Source organism: Paludifilum halophilum, from assembly GCF_002245355.1.
Classification (GTDB): Bacteria; Bacillota; Bacilli; order Thermoactinomycetales; family DSM-45169; genus Paludifilum; species Paludifilum halophilum.
The window spans coordinates 25,443-44,822 of the sequence record NZ_NOWF01000011.1 but is presented as its reverse complement, the minus strand read 5'-3'; the positions used below and the strand labels follow the sequence as shown (position 1 = coordinate 44,822).

Genomic DNA, 19,380 nt, shown 5'->3' with positions numbered 1-19,380 from the left:
GGAACGTAAGTGAACGGAAGGATCCTGAGGGAGGAATGCCCTGTGCTGGACGTCAACAATTTTGAGTTTATGAAGATAGGCCTAGCGTCTCCGAATAAGATTCGCTCCTGGTCCCGCGGCGAAGTGAAAAAGCCGGAGACGATCAACTACCGGACACTGAGACCGGAAAAAGAAGGCCTGTTCTGTGAGAAGATTTTCGGTCCCACCAAGGATTGGGAGTGTCACTGCGGGAAATACAAACGTGTCCGGTACAAAGGCGTCGTCTGCGACCGATGCGGAGTGGAAGTCACCCGGTCCAAGGTGAGACGGGAACGGATGGGCCATATCGAGTTGGCGGCCCCCGTCTCCCATATCTGGTACTTTAAAGGGATCCCCAGCCGGATGGGGCTGGTACTGGACATGTCGCCCCGCTCTTTGGAGGAAGTGATCTACTTCGCTTCCTATGTGGTAGTGGATCCCGGTGCGACCCCCTTGGAGAAGAAACAGCTTCTCTCCGAAAAGGAGTATCGAAGCTACCGGGAGAAATACGGCAATGCCTTTACGGCGATGATGGGGGCGGAAGCGATTAAGCGGTTGCTGGCTGACATCGACCTGGATCGCGAAGTGAAGGCTCTTAGAGAGGAAATGCAGACGGCTCAAGGTCAGCGGCGCAACCGTGCGATCAAACGGTTGGAAGTTCTGGAGTCCTTCCGCCATTCCAAGAATAACCCGGATTGGATGGTCGTAGACGTTTTGCCGGTCATCCCGCCGGAATTGCGGCCGATGGTACAGTTGGACGGTGGTCGTTTTGCCACGTCCGACTTGAACGACTTGTATCGCCGGGTGATCAACCGAAACAACCGGTTGAAGCGCCTACTTGATTTGGGAGCACCGGATATCATCGTCCAGAACGAGAAACGGATGCTCCAGGAGGCGGTAGACGCCCTGATCGACAACGGCCGCCGCGGCCGCCCGGTGACCGGTCCCGGAAACCGCCCGTTGAAATCCCTCTCTCATATGCTTAAAGGGAAACAGGGTCGTTTCCGCCAAAACCTTCTCGGAAAACGGGTGGATTACTCCGGGCGTTCTGTGATTGTCGTCGGGCCCAACCTGAAAATGTATCAATGCGGTTTGCCGAAGGAAATGGCTCTCGAGCTGTTTAAACCCTTCGTCATGAAAGAGCTGGTCTCCAAGGGGCTGGCCCACAACATCAAATCCGCCAAGCGCAAGGTGGAACGGGTTCATCCGGAAGTATGGGATGTCCTGGAAGAAGTGATTAAAGAACATCCCGTTCTCCTGAACCGGGCCCCCACGTTGCACCGCCTCGGGATTCAAGCTTTTGAGCCGATTCTGGTGGAAGGGCGGGCCATCCGTCTGCACCCTCTGGTCTGCACTGCTTATAATGCAGACTTTGACGGGGACCAGATGGCGGTTCACGTGCCCTTGTCCGCCGAGGCCCAGGCGGAAGCGCGTCTGCTGATGCTGGCGGCGCAGAATATCCTCAACCCCAAAGACGGCAAACCCGTCGTCACACCTTCCCAGGATATGGTTTTGGGTAGCTACTATCTCACGCTGGAGAAGGAAGGGGCGATCGGCGAAGGGATGATCTTCTCCTCGCCCGGGGAAGCGATCAATGCTTATCAACAGGGAACGGTGACCTTGCATTCGCGGATTGCCATTCCCGCTAAAACCCTGGAGCGGCCTTCCTTTACCGAAAAGCAGAAGGAAGCGCTCCTGATGACTACCGTCGGGAAGTTGATTTTCAACGAGATCTTCCCCAAGGAATTCCCGTACATCAATGAGCCGACGAATACCAACCTGACGGAAGGGACACCGGATAAATACTTCATCTTTGACAAGGGAACGGATGTCAGGGAGAAGATTCGGAGCCTGCCGGAATTGGGAGCGCTGAAAAAAGGCTTCCTCGGCGCCATCATCTCCGAGTGCTTCCGTCGCTTCGGAACCAAGGAAACGTCGGTGCTGATGGATAACATTAAAGCGATGGGCTATTCCTACTCCACCAAAGCGGGGATCACCATGTCGGTATCCGACGTGGTCGTTCCCGAGGAGAAACAGGAAATCCTGGACGAAGCGGAAAAGAACGTCCAGACGGTGTTGAAGCAGTACCGCCGCGGTTTGATCACCGAAGACGAGCGGTATGAGCGGGTGATCTCCATCTGGAGCCAAGCCAAGGACGATATTACCGAAGTCCTGATGGAGAAACTGGGCAAATTCAACCCGATCTTCATGATGGCCAACTCCGGCGCCCGGGGGAACGTCTCCCAGATCACCCAGCTGGCCGGGATGCGCGGCCTGATGGCCAACCCGGCGGGCCGGATCATCGAGTTGCCGATTAAGTCCAACTTCCGTGAAGGGCTGACGGTGTTGGAGTACTTCATCTCCACCCACGGAGCCCGGAAAGGGTTGGCGGATACGGCGCTCCGGACGGCGGACTCCGGTTATCTCACCCGCCGGCTGGTGGATGTGGCTCAAGATGTGATTGTCCGGGAGGATGATTGCGGTACCGACAAGGGCTTAACCGTATCCCAGCTGCAGGAGAGCAACGAGGTGATCGAAGACCTGTTTGACCGGATCGTCGGCCGTGTTGCCTTTAAGACCGTCCGCCACCCGGAGACCGGCGATGTGATTGTGGAACGGAATCAATTGATGGACGAAGAACTAGCCTTGAAAGTGGTCAAGGCCGGTGTCAAGGAAGTGGAGATTCGTTCCGTTCTCAGCTGTCGCACCCATCACGGCGTTTGCCGCCAGTGTTACGGGCGCAACTTGGCTCTCGGCACCCATGTGGAGATCGGCGAATCCGTTGGGATTATCGCCGCCCAGTCCATCGGGGAGCCGGGGACTCAGCTAACGATGCGCACCTTCCACACCGGTGGGGTGGCCGGAGACGACATTACCCAGGGTCTGCCCCGGATTCAGGAGCTGTTTGAGGCCCGGAACCCGAAGGGTCAGGCTACGATTACCGAGATTGCCGGTAAAGTGGTGGATATCCGCGAGGTGAAAGACCGCCGGGAGATCGAGATCGAAGGGGATGTCGAAACGAAGACCTACCAGGTTCCGTTGGGCTCCCGCTTGAGAGTCGGCCTCGGAGACGAATTGGAAGCTGGGGACGACTTGACCGAAGGCTCCATCGATCCGAAGGAGCTGTTGCGGGTGAAAGGGGTCCGCGGTGTCCAGGAATATATCTTGCAGGAAGTGCAGAAGGTCTATCGGTTGCAGGGTGTGGAGATCGACGACAAGCACGTCGAGGTGATGATCCGTCAGATGATGCGCAAAGTACGGATCACCGACTCCGGCGATACGGAGCTGTTGCCCGGTTCCTTTGTCGATATCCATGAATACGAAAACGCCAACCGGCAGGTACTGCTCTCCGGCGGGGAACCGGCGGTAGCCCGACCGATCCTGCTGGGGATCACCAAGGCGTCTCTGGAGACGGAATCCTTTCTCTCCGCCGCCTCCTTCCAGGAGACGACCCGGGTTCTTACCGATGCCGCCATCAAAGGCAAGGCGGACCAACTTCTCGGCTTGAAAGAGAACGTCATTATCGGGAAGTTGATTCCCGCCGGAACCGGGATGTCCCGCTATCGCAATCTGACGGTGGATCAGGGAGAAAACGCAGACGCTGCAGGAGAAGAAGGTACCGAGTCGGAATCCGTTTTGGTCGACGGATGATTGGGTGAGCCCGTCCCGGGAGATCCCCGGGCGGGAGATTCATCCACTTGTTGACAACGGGGACTTCAGGTGGTAATATATCGACGTGTGCTTGGGTCAAAAACACTTTGGAGGGCTATTCGGTGTCTTATGATCGAGTGAAAAAAGCGAAAACCCTCTTCATCGGAGCCAAGCAGACAAAAAAAGCGATTGAGCAAGGATCGCCACAACAAGTGGTGATTGCCCGGGATGCTGATGATCGTATCAGGGAATCCCTGGCTGACTTGTGCCGCAACTACGGTGTGTCCGTCGTCTACGTCGATTCCATGAAGGAATTGGGCAAAGCTTGTGGCATTGATGTAGGAGCAGCGACGGCAGCCATTATCGATTGAGCGATGATTGGATCACCCGTTACCGAACCGAAGCCGCGTGCCGGGTATTTGACGGACGCGGTTCAAGTTTGGGTAGGGGTTCCAATTTTGTACCTCAAAATGATCCGCCTGGCTCTGTGGACTTAAACTTGAAGGAGGTGACGAGGATGCCGACGATTAACCAATTGATCCGCAAAGGGCGGAAGCGCAAGGTTGAAAAATCCACCGCGCCGGCCCTGCAATACGGATACAACAGCTACCGCAAGGAGATGACCAACCAAAGTTCTCCGCAAAAACGCGGAGTTTGCACCCGTGTGGGGACGATGACTCCGAAGAAGCCGAACTCCGCTCTGCGTAAATACGCTCGTGTTCGTTTGACCAACGGTATCGAGGTGACGGCTTACATTCCGGGTATCGGTCACAACCTCCAAGAGCACTCCGTGGTATTGGTTCGCGGCGGTCGTGTGAAAGACTTGCCGGGTGTTCGCTACCACATCGTTCGGGGCGCACTGGACACCGCCGGTGTGCAAAACCGGGCGCAGGGTCGTTCCAAATATGGAACCAAACGACCGAAGAAATAATCGATGGACGATAAAATCGCAGTAAGGGAGGGAAACCGATGCCTCGAAAAGGACCCGTACCCCGTCGGGAAGTATTGCCGGATCCGATCTATAACAGCAAGTTGGTCACCCGTCTGATCAACCGGCTGATGTACGACGGGAAGAAGGGGAAAGCCCAATCCATCCTCTATGATGCCTTTGACATTGTACGGGATCGTACGGGCAAAGACCCGATGGAAGTCTTCGAACAATCCCTGAAAAACGTGATGCCGGTCTTGGAAGTGAAAGCGCGCCGTGTCGGTGGCGCCAACTACCAGGTACCGGTGGAAGTGAAGCCGGAACGGCGTACCAGTTTAGGTTTGCGTTGGTTGGTCCATTATGCGCGCCTGCGCGGTGAAAAGACGATGCAGGACCGTTTGGCCAATGAGTTGATCGACGCTGCCAACAATGCCGGTTCCGCCGTCAAGAAGAAAGAGGATACCCACCGGATGGCAGAAGCAAACCGTGCGTTTGCTCACTATCGTTGGTGATATAGAGGGTCCTCAACCACTGTGCAGATGAAAGGAGACATTTCCGATGGCACGTGAGTTCTCCTTAAAAGACACGCGCAACATCGGGATTATGGCTCACATCGATGCCGGTAAAACCACGACCACCGAACGGATCCTGTTTTACAGTGGCCGAGTGCACAAGCTCGGTGAGGTGCATGAAGGCGCCGCCACCATGGACTGGATGGAACAGGAACAGGAGCGGGGAATCACGATTACGTCCGCTGCGACCACTTGCCAGTGGAACGATCATCGGATCAATATCATCGATACTCCCGGACACGTGGACTTTACCGTCGAGGTGGAGCGTTCCCTGCGTGTGCTCGACGGAGCGGTCGGGGTCTTCTGTGCCAAAGGCGGCGTAGAACCCCAATCGGAAACCGTATGGCGCCAAGCGGACAAATACGAGGTCCCGCGGATTGCCTATGTCAATAAAATGGATATTGTCGGTGCGGACTTCTATGCCGCAGTCGATCAGATGAAAGAACGGCTGCAGGCCAACGCCGTTCCGATTCAGCTTCCGATCGGATACGAGGATTCCTTTGAGGGAATTATCGACCTGATCAAAAATGAAGCGTACTATTACGTGGATGATCTGGGTACTCGCGCCGAATCCCGGGAAATCCCGGACGAATATAAAGAGAAGGCGGAAGAGTACCGTACTCAGATGATCGAATCCATCGCCGAGCTGGACGAAGAGCTGATGATGAAGTACCTGGAAGGCGAAGAGATCACGGAAGAGGAACTGAAAGCTGCCTTGCGCAAAGGGGTTTGCGACGTTCAGATCATTCCGGTTCTCTGCGGTTCTTCCTACAAAAATAAAGGGGTTCAGCTGATGCTGGACGCCGTCGTCGACTATATGCCCTCTCCGCTGGACGTTCCGGCGATCCAAGGGGAGTTGCCGGACGGAAGTGAAGCCGAACGTCCTTCCGATGACGACGAGCCCTTCTCCGCTCTGGCCTTCAAGATCATGACCGACCCGTATGTAGGTAAGTTGACCTTTTTCCGGGTCTACTCCGGAACCTTGAATTCCGGTTCCTACATTCTCAACACCGCGAAGAATAAACGGGAGCGGGTTGGGCGCATTCTGCAGATGCACGCCAACTCCCGGAAGGAGAAGAAGACGGTTTACGCCGGGGATATCGCCGCCGCCGTGGGCCTGAAGGACACCGGGACCGGGGACACCCTGTGCGATGAGAAAAACCCGATTATCCTGGAATCAATGATCTTCCCCGAGCCTGTGATCGATGTGGCGATCGAGCCGAAGACCAAGAGCGACCAGGATAAGATGGCTGTGGCACTGGCCAAACTGGCGGAGGAAGACCCGACTTTCCGCACGGAAACCGATGAGGATACCGGACAGACGATCATCTCCGGGATGGGCGAACTGCATCTGGACATCATCGTTGACCGTCTGAAGCGGGAGTTCAAGGTGGACGCCAACGTAGGTAAACCCCAGGTGGCCTACCGCGAAACCTTCCGCTCCGGTGCGAAGGTGGAAGGGAAGTTTATCCGTCAGTCCGGCGGACGCGGTCAATACGGCCACGTCTGGATCGAATTCGAACCTCTGGAAGAAGGCGCCGGTTTCGAATTCGTCAACAAGATTGTCGGGGGTGTGGTTCCTAAGGAATACATCCCGGCCGTTCAGTCGGGTGTGGAAGAAGCGATGCAGAACGGGGTCCTTGCAGGCTATCCCCTCGTGGACCTAAAGGCAACCATTTACGACGGTTCCTACCACGATGTGGACTCCTCGGAAATGGCCTTTAAAATCGCTGGATCCATGGCGCTGAAGGCGGCCAAGTCCAAGTGCTCCCCGGTGATCTTGGAGCCTGTCATGAAGGTGGAAGTCGTCGTTCCCGAAGAATACATGGGTGATGTGATGGGTGACGTCAATTCCCGCCGCGGACGCGTGGAAGGAATGGAAGCCCGCGGAGGTGCCCAAGTGATTCGAGCAATCGTTCCCCTGGCTGAGATGTTCGGTTACGCGACCAATCTGCGTTCCCGGACCCAAGGGCGAGGGAACTACACGATGCACTTCGACCATTATGAAGAGGTTCCGAAAACGATCGCGGATGAGATTATCGCCCAGAATGCCGGCGAATAATCCGGAGCGCATCCCATCGGTGAAGAAAGCCTAGAGCGGTTATGCCGCGCACGGCTTTCTCCCTTATACATCTTTACATTTAAAAGGAAGTTTAAAGGAGGATTTTAGTCCATGGCTAAAGCGAAGTATGAGCGTACAAAACCGCACGTCAACATCGGCACCATCGGCCACGTTGACCATGGTAAAACCACTCTGACCGCTGCGATCACCTCCGTGTTGGCCAATCGCGGTGAAGGGGAAGCCCGCGCCTTTGACACCATTGACAACGCCCCGGAAGAAAAAGAACGCGGGATTACGATTGCGACCTCCCACGTGGAATATGAAACGGAAAGCCGTCACTATGCCCACGTGGACTGCCCGGGTCACGCCGACTACGTCAAAAACATGATCACCGGTGCCGCTCAGATGGACGGAGCCATTCTGGTTGTTTCCGCCGCTGACGGTCCGATGCCCCAAACCCGGGAGCACATTTTGCTGTCCCGTCAGGTCGGCGTTCCGAGCATCGTTGTTTTCCTGAACAAAGTGGATATGGTGGACGACGAAGAGCTACTGGAACTGGTGGAAATGGAAGTCCGCGAACTGCTGTCCGAGTATGACTTCCCGGGGGATGACATCCCGGTCGTATCCGGTTCCGCTCTGAAAGCGCTGGAAGATCCGAACAGCGAATGGGCCGACAAGATTCTCGAACTGGTGAAGGCAATCGACGACTACGTGCCGACCCCGGAACGGGATAAAGACAAGCCTTTCCTGATGCCGGTGGAAGACGTCTTCAGCATCACCGGTCGCGGTACTGTGGCCACCGGTCGTGTGGAACGCGGGATTGTGAAGGTTTCCGATGAAGTTGAAATTATCGGGATGAAAGATGAAACCAAGAAGACGGTTATCACCGGGGTGGAAATGTTCCGCAAGCTGATGGATCAGGCGGAAGCCGGTGACAACATCGGTGCTCTGTTGCGGGGGGTCAGCCGCGACGAAATTCAACGCGGTCAAGTGCTGGCGAAGCCCGGTTCCGTGAACCCCCACACCAAATTCAAAGCTCAAGTGTACATTCTCTCCAAGGACGAAGGCGGACGCCACACCCCCTTCTTCAACGGTTATCGTCCGCAGTTCTACTTCCGCACCACCGACGTTACCGGTGTCATCCAACTGCCGGAAGGCACTGAAATGGTCATGCCCGGGGACAACGTGGAAATGGAAGTGGAATTGATCGCCCCGATCGCTATCGAAGACGGTACCCGCTTCGCGATCCGTGAAGGCGGTCGAACTGTCGGCGCTGGTGCTGTTACCGAAATTCATGAGTAATCGAGACGACTCAGGAACCTCCCGTTTTTCGGGAGGTTCTTTTTTATTTGCCATGGCTGGGACGAACCCCATGCGCCGATCGCCCGGAATAAAAAGGAGAAATCCCTTCAGGCGGCGAATCGATGGAATAATGAAATGATCCGAATACTGTGGGAGGGACAGTGATGAGTGCTGTGATTCTCGCCTTTTTGGGTTTTATCGCTTTTTTTCTGGGATATCGGTTTTATTCAAAATGGATTGCCGAAAAAGTGTATTGCCTGGATCCGGATTTTGTAACTCCCGCTCACCGGTACCGAGACGGAGTGGATTATGTCCCCACCCCTAAACAAGTTTTGTGGGGTCATCATTTTTCCTCTGTAGCCGGCGCCGCTCCGATTCTGGGACCTGCGATCGCTGTTTTCTGGGGTTGGCTTCCCGCGTTGTTGTGGGTGATTCTGGGTACCGTTTTTATCGCCGGAGTGCATGATTTCGGCTCCATCGTCATAGCCAATCGGCACCGGGGTCAGTCGATGGGGTCCCTCGCCCGGAATATCATCGGACCGAGGGCCAAAACCCTGTTTCTGTTAATCATTCTTTTTTTGGTCATTATGGTGAATGCCGTTTTCGCCTGGGCGATCGCCAATCTGTTCATCAACTTTCCGGGGAGTGTTCTGCCGATTTTCGTCGAAATTCCCTTGGCGGCAGCGATCGGATATATGGTCTATCGGCGGAAAGGGGGCCTTTTCCTTCCCTCGATTGTCGGTTTGGCTGTGCTATACGGGTTTGTCCTGGTGGGATATTATGTACCCGTCGATGTGAGTGGCTGGACCGTGGCGGGTTTGGAGATCAATCCCTTTGTTTTCTGGATTCTCATTCTGATGGCTTACGGCTTGATCGCTTCCGTCTTGCCGGTCTGGCTGTTGTTGCAGCCGAGGGACTATATTAATTCGCACCAATTGTTTTTGGGATTATTCATTTTATATGCGGGAATGTTCGTGATCAATCCGGATGTCGTAGCACCGGCGGTTAATTCCGGGGTCCCTGCGGATTCTCCTCCATGGTTTCCCATTTTGTTTATCACCGTCGCCTGCGGGGCGATCTCTGGTTTTCACGGGCTGATCGGCTCCGGTACCACCTCCAAACAACTGGATAAAGAAACGGACGCCCGGTATATCGGTTATTTCGGAGCGGTTGGAGAAGGGGCCTTGGCTTTGCTTTCTATTATCGCCTGCGTAGCCGCTTTTTCGACTCTGGGTGAGTGGCAAGCCCATTATGCCGATTTTGCCAAAGCGGGGGAAGGAGCTTTGCCGGCTTTTGTCAAGGGAGCGGCTCTCTTTGCCGGTGGGCTGGGTATTCCCAAGGGAATCGCCGAGGTCTTTGTCGCTGTGATCGTGATCAGCTTTGCCGCCACTTCCCTGGATACCTCCATTCGGCTCATGCGTTATATCATTAGTGAGCTGGGAGAATCCTACAGATTCCAAGTATTGACCCGTAAACCGATCGCCGCCGCCGTCGGAACCGGAGTCAGCCTGTTGTTGATTTTCTCCCAGGAGGACGGTCGCGGAGGATATTTGATCTGGCCTCTTTTTGGGACTACCAATCAGCTGGTGGGGGGATTGACACTGCTGGTTCTCTCCATTTGGTTGTGGCGTTTGTCCCGGAATATGGTTTATACGCTGATTCCGATGATTTTTCTTCTGTCGATGACTTCCTGGGCTATGTTGATGAACTTAAAGTCGTACTACCTCACCGAACAGTATTTACTCCTGTTCTTGGGTTTATTGCTGTTGTGCTTTGTAATTTGGCTGATCCTGGAGGCGATCTTTATTTTCCGCAAAGGAAAAGGAGCCCTGCGAAGATCGGAATCGGAAATCTCGGAATTCAACCGGTCGTAATCACGGATCAGAAAGTGGATCGAGGCCAAGGCTGTTGACTATCCAATAAACAGGGTGTGAATAGGGGTATCGTGTTCTACCATAGCGACCTTTGCCATCCTACTCAGCGGAGAAGATGGAGGGAGGGCGCTTAGGGGCAAGATTCTCCCTTGTAATGCTTCCGAATGGCTTTGCCCGTGCCCGACCGGGGGCTTCGGAGCGGACAGACTTTACTTCCTTGCCGGATGGCAACCGGAGCGTGGGAGAACACGATCTCCCCGCCTAAAACATGGTTAATCAACACGCCTGGATCGAGACAGAGAATTCGATGAAAGGATGAAGATGTGTATGATGCAAGTGAAGTTGCTCTGCTTCCCCTATGCCGGTGGTTCAGCCAGGATCTATGATTCCTGGAAAAACAACATCCATCCTTCTATCGATGTGGTGCCGATTGAACCTTCGGGTCGGGGAACCAGAATGAATGAGCCGCTTTGCGACAGCATGGAAGAAATGGTGGAGGATCTCTATCCCCGGGTCCGGAAGGAATTGGAGGATCACCTGCCCTATGCCTTGTTTGGACACAGTCTGGGGGGCCTGGTGGTGTATGAAATGGCCCATCGATTGATGGAAAAGGGGGACAAAAAGCCACAGCACTTGTTTGTCTCGGGGAAACGAGCTCCCCATATGAAAGATTCCCAAAAACAAATTCACCGGCTCAGGGATCAGGAATTTATTCAAGAGATCTATCAGTTGGGCGGGACACCGAAGGAAGTGTTGCAAGAGAAGGAACTGCTGGAACTCATCCTCCCGGTTCTTCGTAAAGACTATCGCGTGGCCGAAACCTATCGATATCCGACGGGCAGGCGGCTGTTAACATCAGAGATTTCTGTTTTGTACGGGACAAGAGACGAGATCATGAGTGGTTCGGAAGCAAGGGAATGGGAGGAACTCACTGCTAAAGGAACCCGAACCTATCCATTCGAGGGAGGGCATTTTTTCATCCATGATCATTGGAAAGAGGTTCTGAAAACGATTCAACAAACTCTTTTGGGTTCCCCGGTTTCTCCATCCGCCCATTCAAGGATTTGAACCGATTCGAAACGGGTGGATTGTCTCAACCGATTATTCACGATTAAACACAAAAAAGGCCTGTAAAAGGCCTTTTTTAGGAAACGGGTTCAAAAGATGAGATGGGCCATCAGAACGATAACAGGCAATGTAATCAACGTCCGCAACAGGAAGATCATGATCAGGTCTTTAAGGTCGACAGGCACCTTGGAACCGAGGAGCAATCCGCCGACTTCGGACATGTAGATCAACTGTACCACCGAGACACAGCCGATGACAAACCGGGTAAACTCGCTTTCGATACCGCTGCCGATGACGGCTGGGAGAAACATGTCTGCAAAGCCGACCACCATCGTCTGGGCCGCTTCCGAAGCGGCGGGAACCTGTAACAGCGACAACAGAGGAACAAAGGGAGCGCCCAGATATTGAAAGAAAGGGGTAAACTCCGCAATAATCAGGGCAGTGGTGCCCAAGGCCATCACAATCGGTACCACACCCATCCACATGTCCAACACATTTTGCAGGCCGCCTTTCATAACCGAGGCCATTCGGTTGCCCTTCGCCCGGTCGATGGCCAGTTGGATCCCCCGTTGGAAAGTGGAGGTGTTATGGGGAGCGGGATCCTCCTGTTTTTTAGCAACCTCGTGGTAAAAAGTGTCGGACTTTTTGGACAGGGGTGGGATGCGCGGGAGAACGACCGCGGCTACAAACCCGGCCAAAACGATGGTGAAGTAATACGGGATAAACAGGTGACTTAGTTCTAACTGTTGCAGTACCACGATGGTAAACGTGATCGAGACGACCGAAAAGGTGGTTCCGATAACGGCCGCTTCCCGTTTCGTATAGTGCCCTTCTTCATATTGTTTATTGGTCAACAGGACACCGACCGTTCCATCACCCATCCAGGAAGCCAGACAATCGATGGAAGAGCGACCCGGCAGGGTAAAGATGGGCCGCATAATGGGAGTCAACAAAGCTCCGCACAACTCCAGCAATCCGAAGTTCATCAAAAGCGGCAAAAACAGCCCGGCAAATAGAAAAACTGAAAACAAGACCGGGATCAGATCGTAAAGAAGCATGCCGCCGGTATTTTCAGACCAGATCCATTCCGGGCCCCACTGAAACAGGGTGAGGACGGCAAAGAGGAGACCCAGGATTCGGGTTGCCAACCAGAGGGGGGTGACATGAAATAACGATTTGAAAAAAGGACGATTCATGATGAAGGAGGGTTTGGCCAGGCTGGCGAGCAGAGACCCGAGAACGGTCAGGCCGATAATCGCCGTCATGACCGAAGGGAGAATTTCCGCAAAATTTTCTTCAACCCATCCCGCCAACAAAGCGACGGGGATCGTGATCTCACCCTCATAGGAAAAAGGAATCATAAATAATGCCATTCCGACCAAAGAAGGTAGAATGAACCGTAAATAATCGGATAGAGAACGGGATGGTTCGTGGTTTTCCTTCAAGCTGTGATCACCTCGAATGTTCTGTTTTAGCGATGAGGTCTGAAAACGGATTCATCCTTGTTCTCTATTTTATTATTTAACCGTGCGAAGAATCAAATGAACGCGTCAATTTTGGGTCGAACAAAATATTCCATTTGCAGCGACGTTCACTATAAGCCCCTTCATCCGCCCGGGTCAATTGATGGATTCCCAATCAAAGAGGAAGGGCGTTACGCCATCAGTGACCCGGTGGGTTGGTGGTTTTGGGATGATATGAAATCCTCGATTAACGGTGTCGATGAGCGTACCGGCGAAAAGCTGGGATGGTGGGAACGGGGCGATCGCTTCATCAGCGGCATCCCTGTCGGAATCGGAAAAGGGTGGAAGTGGGGAAAAGCCGGTGGAAAGACAGCCTGGAAAGGGATCAAGGAAGTCGATGATTTTTTCATCGGGCTGGTTTGTGCGAAGGAGAAGAAAAAGGGTTGTAAAGATACCAATCAAGGAGAGAGCAAATCTAAACCTAAAAGGTCAAATAAGGAAATTGAGCTACCACCGGCAAAATCTTATGAAGAAGCGAGAAATAAAGCTTTGGACATAATAGGAGATTTGGGACCAGGAGCAACTAAAGTAACTGGTCGTTTACCATCAAGTGCAGGTTACGGGAAAGTAATTGGAAGACAATCGGCTGATGGTAAAGTTAGGTGGCGACTGGATTATGACCCGGAAAAAGGATGTCATATAAACATAGAAGACTTTCGGGAAGGGAAAGGTAATAGGGCTAAAAAAATGTATATTCGCTTTCCAGGCAATGAAGAAACTTACAACAAATTGTTGAAACATCTTAATAAGTAGGTGAATTAAAAATGACCTTATTCGAAGAATGCTTAGATGCTTTAGGGGAACATTGTGAAGTGCTGTCTGAAGAAAAGTCCAATCGGGTGGTTGAAGCAATGTGTCGGTTATTTCCTGTCGCTATAAACGGGAGGATTGATTGGGACAAAGTTAGGGTGAAAAAGGAGATTGAAGACTTGTCGGAAATCTCCGGTTTTACAAATACCGTGCACGATGAAGCGTTATATTTAATTTGGAGTGATGGAAGTTACCCGGTTGTTCAATCGAAAATGAAAAATGTGATGGAGGCGATCGATGATATTACAGCAGTCAGCTTTGACACATGGCTGTTTAATCCGACCTCTTCTTTCGTCATTGAATTTTATCATGAAGGGGAGATCATATATGGAAAGCATCCACAGGACGGGGAACCACTCGAATGTTAAAGGAGGCTTTATACAACCAGCAATTCTCGATGTAACAAAATTTCAAATCAAAAAGAGCTCCATCTGGAACTAAAGAAAGTCCTTGATTTACCGACTTACTACGGAAAGAATCTGGACGTTCTCTGGGACTGTCTTACAGGGTGGGTCAGTCTACCGATTACATTAGAGTGGAGAAACTTTAATCAGTGTAAGAAGAATATAAGAGAATATGCGGATAAAGTGATTGAAACCACTGAGAAAGAATTGGATGGTAATTTTAAGTTGGTGGTTTTCTAAAGCCTGTAATCGTTGAAGCAGTTTCTGATCAGGGGAGATGGGGCTGACTATTCATCATCCCGGTCTTTTATGATTGGGGGTACGGTTGTTTGCTCCTCCCATTGCTGATGACTTTAAAAGTATGGATTGCCTGCGAAAGGCCTTGGACATTGAACCGGATAACCTGGATGCGTTGCTCGTTTTATCCAGAATGCAAGATTTGAGTACAATGGTAGAGGGAGTGAGTGAAGACGTTTTTGAGAAGTTGAGCCAAGCGCAAACTGACAATCCTGAGTACCGATCCATGTTGGCCTTTGCCAAAGCATGGTATTATGAGTCCAAAGATATGACGCAGGAGTATGTTCAAGAATTAAAACGCTCGATTCAGTATTTTCCGGGCCATGTTCTCAATCACATATCCTTAAGTATCTACTATAAGGACCACGGTCAAGAAGAAAAGAGTCGGTATCATAGGGTCCAAGGGATCGATCATATTGATCCGGAAAGTGACACGGAAGATAGAACGGATGTTCAGTTTTTTATCAGAGAACGTATTAAAGGAAGGTCTTTAATAGGGACTATTTCAAAATAGGGTGAATCCAGTTTAACGAATAAGAGATTTCAATGGGTCTTAAATAAAAATGTCATGTACCCGGCCATGGCAATAATCATGGCTGGTTACATGATCACTTATTATTCGACATAATAAAGGAAGTTGAATTTATTGGATCAAGATATCCTGGTCTTAAAGAAGAATGTCAGAGGCGAAAAAGGTAGTTTTATTTACTTTTTACACGAAAGAAACCGATTTGATGAAAAATCCTACCGGGAATATTTCAATAGTGTGATTAACATTGTTAATAAAAGGGAACCGTTGGATCGGGATATTTCTACGATGTTAGTGAAAAGTTACAGCTATATACTACGTTCATTTATTTTTCACTTATCTCCCAATGACTTATCCGAGATTGATAAGTATCCACAAGAATCATCATCTGACTATATTGAGAACCTGAACATCGTAATCGAAAGCTATTTTAGAGGAACAAAAGTGGATCGAAGGATATTCTAGGGGTGTCCGGTCATTTCAAGTGGTTGCTATCAATCGGGAGAATGGTCGGCGATCTTTTTGCACTTAGAGGATCTGCCGCGGTCATCACTCCCGGGGTCTCCCTATGAAAGGACCGGAAACGGGCGTACTGTCTCGGATCCTCAGCAAATGGATTGATTGGATAGACTCTCGTCAGATGCTATTGGGTTTAAAACCTGAACCTTTTTATCCGGGGCGGATGCATCCTTTCCTTGCATCCGCCTTTAGATTTGTATATAATGAGGAATGTTGGTCATGGACGGCGATGATGCGGAAGGTTGCCGACACACCCGGCCCCTTTGCCATGGGTGGAGGGAAATTTCCGCGGAGCAAGTTCATTTACAAAATGAGCGAAAAGGAGGGGCATACATGGCAAAACAAAAGATTCGCATTCGCCTTAAAGCGTATGACCATCGCGCTTTGGATCAGTCGGCGGAAAAAATCGTCGATACGGCTAATCGAACGGGGGCGAATGTATCCGGACCGATCCCGCTTCCCACGGAGCGCGCCGTTTACACGGTGTTGCGCGCGGTTCACAAGTACAAGGATGCGCGGGAGCAGTTCGAGATGCGGACCCACAAGCGATTGATCGACATCGTCAACCCGACGCCGCAGACGGTGGATGCGCTGATGCGACTCGATTTACCGTCCGGTGTGGATATTGAAATCAAATTATAAGCATAAACGAAAACCTGTTGGTAGGAGGTGTACGACGTGAAAGGGTTGCTCGGTAAAAAACTGGGGATGACTCAAGTGTTCACCGAAGACGGAACGTTGATTCCCGTTACGGTGATTAGCGCAGGCCCCTGCACCATCCTTCAAAAGAAGGAAAAGGCGAGCGACGGTTACGAATCCGTTCAGCTCGGTTTCGCGGATAAAAAGGAACATCGCGCCAACCGACCGGAAACGGGTCACGCCAAAAAAGCGGGTGCGGTTCCGAAGCGTTTCGTGAGGGAAATCCGCGGTATGAACCCGGCGGATTACGAGCTGGGGCAGGAAGTGAAAGCGGACTTGTTCAACGAAGGTGATGTCGTTGATATCACCGCCACGTCGAAGGGGAAAGGGTTTACCGGTGCGATCAAACGGCACAATCAAGCCCGCGGCCCCATGACTCACGGTTCTCGCTATCATCGCGGCCCGGGTGCTTTGGGCGCGATTGACCCGATGCGCGTCTTCAAGGGTCAAACCTTGCCGGGACGCATGGGCGGGGAAAAAGTGACCGTGCAAAACCTGGAAGTGGTGAAAGTGGACACGGATAAGAACTTGGTTCTCGTAAGGGGTTCCATCCCGGGGCCGAAAAACAGCTATGTGACGATTCGGTCTGCAGTGAAAGCTCGGTAATCAAACGTGCCGGGAAAGGAGGAGACGATATGCCGAAAATAAACGTACTTGACATGAACGGCAGTCCAGTGGGCGAAATGGAATTATCCGAATCGGTATTCGGCATTGAGCCCAACGAAGCGGTTCTGCATGACGCTGTCGTGATGCAGCAGGCATCTCAGCGCCGCGGGACCCATGCTGTCAAAAACCGTGCAGCCGTGCGCGGCGGCGGACGCAAACCTTGGAAACAAAAAGGTACGGGTCGCGCCCGTCACGGTAGTATCCGTTCCCCGATCTGGGTCGGCGGGGGCGTTGTGTTCGGTCCGACACCGCGCACCTACAATTACAAGCTGCCGAAAAAGGTGCGCCGTTTGGCTATCCGTTCCGCGCTGTCTTCCAAAGTGAAGAACGACACCCTGGTCGTGCTCGACCAACTCAGCTTCGATGCACCGAAGACCAAAGAAATGGTCAAGCTGCTTTCCAACTTGGAAGCGGGCCAAAAAGCGTTGGTTGTCAGCAACGGCTACGACGAAAATGTCGCTCTGTCCGCGCGGAACATCCCCGGAGTGAAGCTTGTCGATGCGAAGGGGTTGAACGTCCTGGATGTGCTGGATCACGATAAAGTGATCATCACCCGGGATGCGGTGTCCCGCGTAGAGGAGGTGCTGGGGCAGTGAAGGATCCTCGCGATATCATCCGTCGCCCGCTGGTGACGGAAAAGACCACTGATTTCATGGAAGAGAACAAGTATACCTTCGAAGTGGATTTGAAGGCCAACAAGACGGAAATCAAAAAAGCGATCGAAAAGATTTTCGATGTGAAAGTGGCCCAAGTCAACACGATGCGGGTCAAGGGCAAGCCGAAGCGGATGGGGCGCTATGAAGGCCGTACCCCGAACCGCAAAAAGGCGATCGTCAAGCTCACCGACGACAGCAAAGGCATCGAGATCTTTGAAGTTTAATATTCCGAAGTAAAGGAGGGAACATTCCATGGGCATCAAGCATTTTAAACCGACCTCTCCGGGTCGCCGGCGGATGACGGTATCCACCTTTGATGAGATCACCACTGACAAGCCGAAAAAATCTCTGATGACCAACTTGATCAAAAAAGCGGGCCGCAATAACCAAGGCCGCATTACGACGCGCCATCAAGGCGGCGGACACAAGCGGAAGTATCGGATCATCGATTTCAAACGGAACAAAGACGGCATACCCGGTAAAGTTGCCACCGTCGAATACGATCCGAACCGTTCCGCCAACATTGCTCTGATCCACTATGCGGATGGGGAGAAGCGCTATATCCTTCATCCGAAAGGGTTGGAAGTGGGCGAAACCGTTTTGTCCGGTCCTGATGCGGATATCAAGGTGGGCAATGCGCTCCCGTTGAAAAACATTCCGGTGGGCTCCACCGTTCACAACATCGAGATGAAGCCCGGCGCCGGCGGAAAGATGGTTCGCGCTGCAGGCGGGCAGGCTCAGTTGTTGGGGAAAGACGGTAAGTATGCGATTCTCCGTCTGACTTCCGGCGAGACGCGGATGGTTCGTCAGGAATGCCGCGCTACACTTGGTCAGGTCGGCAATCTGGACCACGAGCTGATCAACGTCGGCAAAGCCGGTCGTTCCCGCTGGAAAGGGGTACGCCCGACGGTTCGCGGTTCTGTGATGAACCCGGCGGATCACCCCCACGGCGGTGGTGAAGGGCGCGCTCCGATCGGACGCAAGTCCCCGCTGTCTCCCTGGGGCCAACCGACTGTCGGTTACAAAACCAGGAAGAAAAACAAGCCGTCCGACAAATATATCGTCCGTCGTCGCAAGAAGAAGAAAAAGTAATTCGTTTTTCCGTGACGAAACGATCGAAGGGGGGTTGGATGCATGGGTCGCAGCCTGAAAAAAGGGCCTTTTGCAGACAATCATTTGTTGAAAAAAGTCCGGGAATTGAATGAGAAGAACGACAAGAAGGTGATCAAGACCTGGTCCCGTCGTTCCACCATTTTCCCCGAATTCATCGGTCACACCATCGCTGTGCATGACGGACGCAAACATGTCCCGGTATACGTGACCGAAGATATGGTCGGCCACAAGCTGGGCGAGTTCGTCACTACGCGGACGTTCAAAGGCCATGCCGGGGACGACAAAAAAACCCGCAAACGGTAAACGGGCCGATTGACACGAGAGGAGGTCAGATGATGGAAGCGACTCAAGCCAAAGCTGTTGCCCGCTATGTGCGGATCGCTCCCCGCAAGGCACGGTTGGTCATCGACCTGATCCGCGGCAAGAGCGTGGGTGAGGCCCTGGCCATTTTGAAATTCACGCCTCGCGCGGCTTCACCGGTGATTGAGAAGGTACTCAAATCGGCAGTCGCCAACGCGGAGCACAACTACAACCTGAATCCGGAAGAGCTGGTTGTGGAGAAAGCGCTGGTGGACGAAGGGCCGACTATGAAACGGTTCCGCCCCCGTGCGATGGGGCGCGCCACTCGAATCAACAAGCGAACCAGCCACATTACAGTGGTCGTATCGGAGAAATAGAAAGAAGGAGGG

The 19,380-nt window shown here is 52.5% G+C and carries 20 protein-coding genes; 19 read left to right on the top strand and 1 reads right to left on the bottom strand.

Annotation, left to right across the window (positions count from 1 at the left end; all coding sequences use genetic code 11):
- The first annotated feature begins 42 nt into the window (after positions 1 to 42).
- From rpoC to CHM34_RS15700, 8 genes are all read left to right on the top strand, one after another.
- Positions 43 to 3,669, top strand: coding sequence for a DNA-directed RNA polymerase subunit beta' (rpoC, locus tag CHM34_RS15735; protein ID WP_094265561.1), 3,627 nt, complete (start codon positions 43 to 45; stop codon positions 3,667 to 3,669).
- Between the two features lie 122 nt (positions 3,670 to 3,791).
- Entirely contained in the window at positions 3,792 to 4,040 is a 249-nt protein-coding gene (locus tag CHM34_RS15730; protein ID WP_094265560.1) for a ribosomal L7Ae/L30e/S12e/Gadd45 family protein, read from the top strand.
- A gap of 146 nt (positions 4,041 to 4,186) precedes the next feature.
- Positions 4,187 to 4,600 (top strand): 30S ribosomal protein S12, encoded by a 414-nt coding sequence (gene rpsL / locus CHM34_RS15725; protein WP_094265559.1) that lies wholly within the window; start codon positions 4,187 to 4,189, stop codon positions 4,598 to 4,600.
- A gap of 38 nt (positions 4,601 to 4,638) precedes the next feature.
- Entirely contained in the window at positions 4,639 to 5,109 is a 471-nt protein-coding gene (rpsG, locus tag CHM34_RS15720; RefSeq protein WP_094265558.1) for a 30S ribosomal protein S7, read from the top strand.
- A gap of 46 nt (positions 5,110 to 5,155) precedes the next feature.
- Entirely contained in the window at positions 5,156 to 7,231 is a 2,076-nt protein-coding gene (fusA, locus tag CHM34_RS15715) for an elongation factor G (protein WP_094265557.1), read from the top strand.
- A 111-nt stretch (positions 7,232 to 7,342) separates the two neighbouring features.
- The gene (gene tuf / locus CHM34_RS15710; protein WP_094265556.1) at positions 7,343 to 8,533 is read left to right on the top strand and encodes an elongation factor Tu; all 1,191 of its coding nucleotides are present in this window, start codon (positions 7,343 to 7,345) and stop codon (positions 8,531 to 8,533) included.
- 164 nt (positions 8,534 to 8,697) lie between these two features.
- Positions 8,698 to 10,407 (top strand): carbon starvation CstA family protein, encoded by a 1,710-nt coding sequence (locus CHM34_RS15705; protein ID WP_094265555.1) that lies wholly within the window; start codon positions 8,698 to 8,700, stop codon positions 10,405 to 10,407.
- A 327-nt stretch (positions 10,408 to 10,734) separates the two neighbouring features.
- Positions 10,735 to 11,475: a thioesterase II family protein gene (locus CHM34_RS15700; protein ID WP_169713778.1), complete on the top strand. Its 741-nt coding sequence runs from the start codon at positions 10,735 to 10,737 to the stop codon at positions 11,473 to 11,475.
- 89 nt (positions 11,476 to 11,564) lie between these two features.
- On the opposite strand, the gene CHM34_RS15695 is transcribed toward CHM34_RS15700, so the two are convergent.
- Positions 11,565 to 12,848, bottom strand: coding sequence for a YjiH family protein (locus CHM34_RS15695; protein ID WP_094265621.1), 1,284 nt, complete (start codon positions 12,846 to 12,848; stop codon positions 11,565 to 11,567).
- A 168-nt stretch (positions 12,849 to 13,016) separates the two neighbouring features.
- Here CHM34_RS15695 and CHM34_RS19595 point away from each other — a divergent pair, with 168 nt between their 5' ends.
- The 11 genes from CHM34_RS19595 (at position 13,017) to rplV (ending at position 19,368) form a co-directional block, all read left to right on the top strand.
- A complete protein-coding gene (locus tag CHM34_RS19595) occupies positions 13,017 to 13,751 on the top strand; it encodes a hypothetical protein (RefSeq protein ID WP_206093822.1) in 735 nt (244 codons plus the stop codon).
- An 11-nt stretch (positions 13,752 to 13,762) separates the two neighbouring features.
- Positions 13,763 to 14,176, top strand: coding sequence for a CDI toxin immunity protein (locus tag CHM34_RS15685; protein WP_094265553.1), 414 nt, complete (start codon positions 13,763 to 13,765; stop codon positions 14,174 to 14,176).
- A 39-nt stretch (positions 14,177 to 14,215) separates the two neighbouring features.
- Positions 14,216 to 14,452 (top strand): barstar family protein, encoded by a 237-nt coding sequence (locus tag CHM34_RS15680; protein ID WP_094265620.1) that lies wholly within the window; start codon positions 14,216 to 14,218, stop codon positions 14,450 to 14,452.
- Positions 14,453 to 14,537: 85 nt separating this feature from the next.
- On the top strand, positions 14,538 to 15,023 hold the full coding sequence (locus tag CHM34_RS15675; RefSeq protein WP_094265552.1) for a hypothetical protein: 486 nt from the start codon (positions 14,538 to 14,540) through the stop codon (positions 15,021 to 15,023).
- An 867-nt stretch (positions 15,024 to 15,890) separates the two neighbouring features.
- Entirely contained in the window at positions 15,891 to 16,199 is a 309-nt protein-coding gene (rpsJ, locus tag CHM34_RS15665; RefSeq protein ID WP_094265619.1) for a 30S ribosomal protein S10, read from the top strand.
- Between the two features lie 36 nt (positions 16,200 to 16,235).
- On the top strand, positions 16,236 to 16,862 hold the full coding sequence (gene rplC, locus CHM34_RS15660) for a 50S ribosomal protein L3 (RefSeq protein WP_094265550.1): 627 nt from the start codon (positions 16,236 to 16,238) through the stop codon (positions 16,860 to 16,862).
- Between the two features lie 29 nt (positions 16,863 to 16,891).
- Positions 16,892 to 17,518: a 50S ribosomal protein L4 gene (gene rplD / locus CHM34_RS15655; protein ID WP_094265549.1), complete on the top strand. Its 627-nt coding sequence runs from the start codon at positions 16,892 to 16,894 to the stop codon at positions 17,516 to 17,518.
- Positions 17,515 to 17,802: a 50S ribosomal protein L23 gene (gene rplW, locus CHM34_RS15650; protein ID WP_094265548.1), complete on the top strand. Its 288-nt coding sequence runs from the start codon at positions 17,515 to 17,517 to the stop codon at positions 17,800 to 17,802. The genes rplD and rplW overlap by 4 nt, the downstream gene beginning before the upstream one ends.
- Positions 17,803 to 17,830: 28 nt before the next feature.
- Positions 17,831 to 18,670 (top strand): 50S ribosomal protein L2, encoded by an 840-nt coding sequence (gene rplB / locus CHM34_RS15645; RefSeq protein WP_094265547.1) that lies wholly within the window; start codon positions 17,831 to 17,833, stop codon positions 18,668 to 18,670.
- Positions 18,671 to 18,712: 42 nt separating this feature from the next.
- Complete coding sequence (gene rpsS, locus CHM34_RS15640; RefSeq protein ID WP_094265546.1) at positions 18,713 to 18,994, top strand: 30S ribosomal protein S19; 282 nt, start codon at positions 18,713 to 18,715, stop codon at positions 18,992 to 18,994.
- A gap of 32 nt (positions 18,995 to 19,026) precedes the next feature.
- Complete coding sequence (rplV, locus tag CHM34_RS15635; protein ID WP_169713776.1) at positions 19,027 to 19,368, top strand: 50S ribosomal protein L22; 342 nt, start codon at positions 19,027 to 19,029, stop codon at positions 19,366 to 19,368.
- Positions 19,369 to 19,380: the final 12 nt, after the last annotated feature.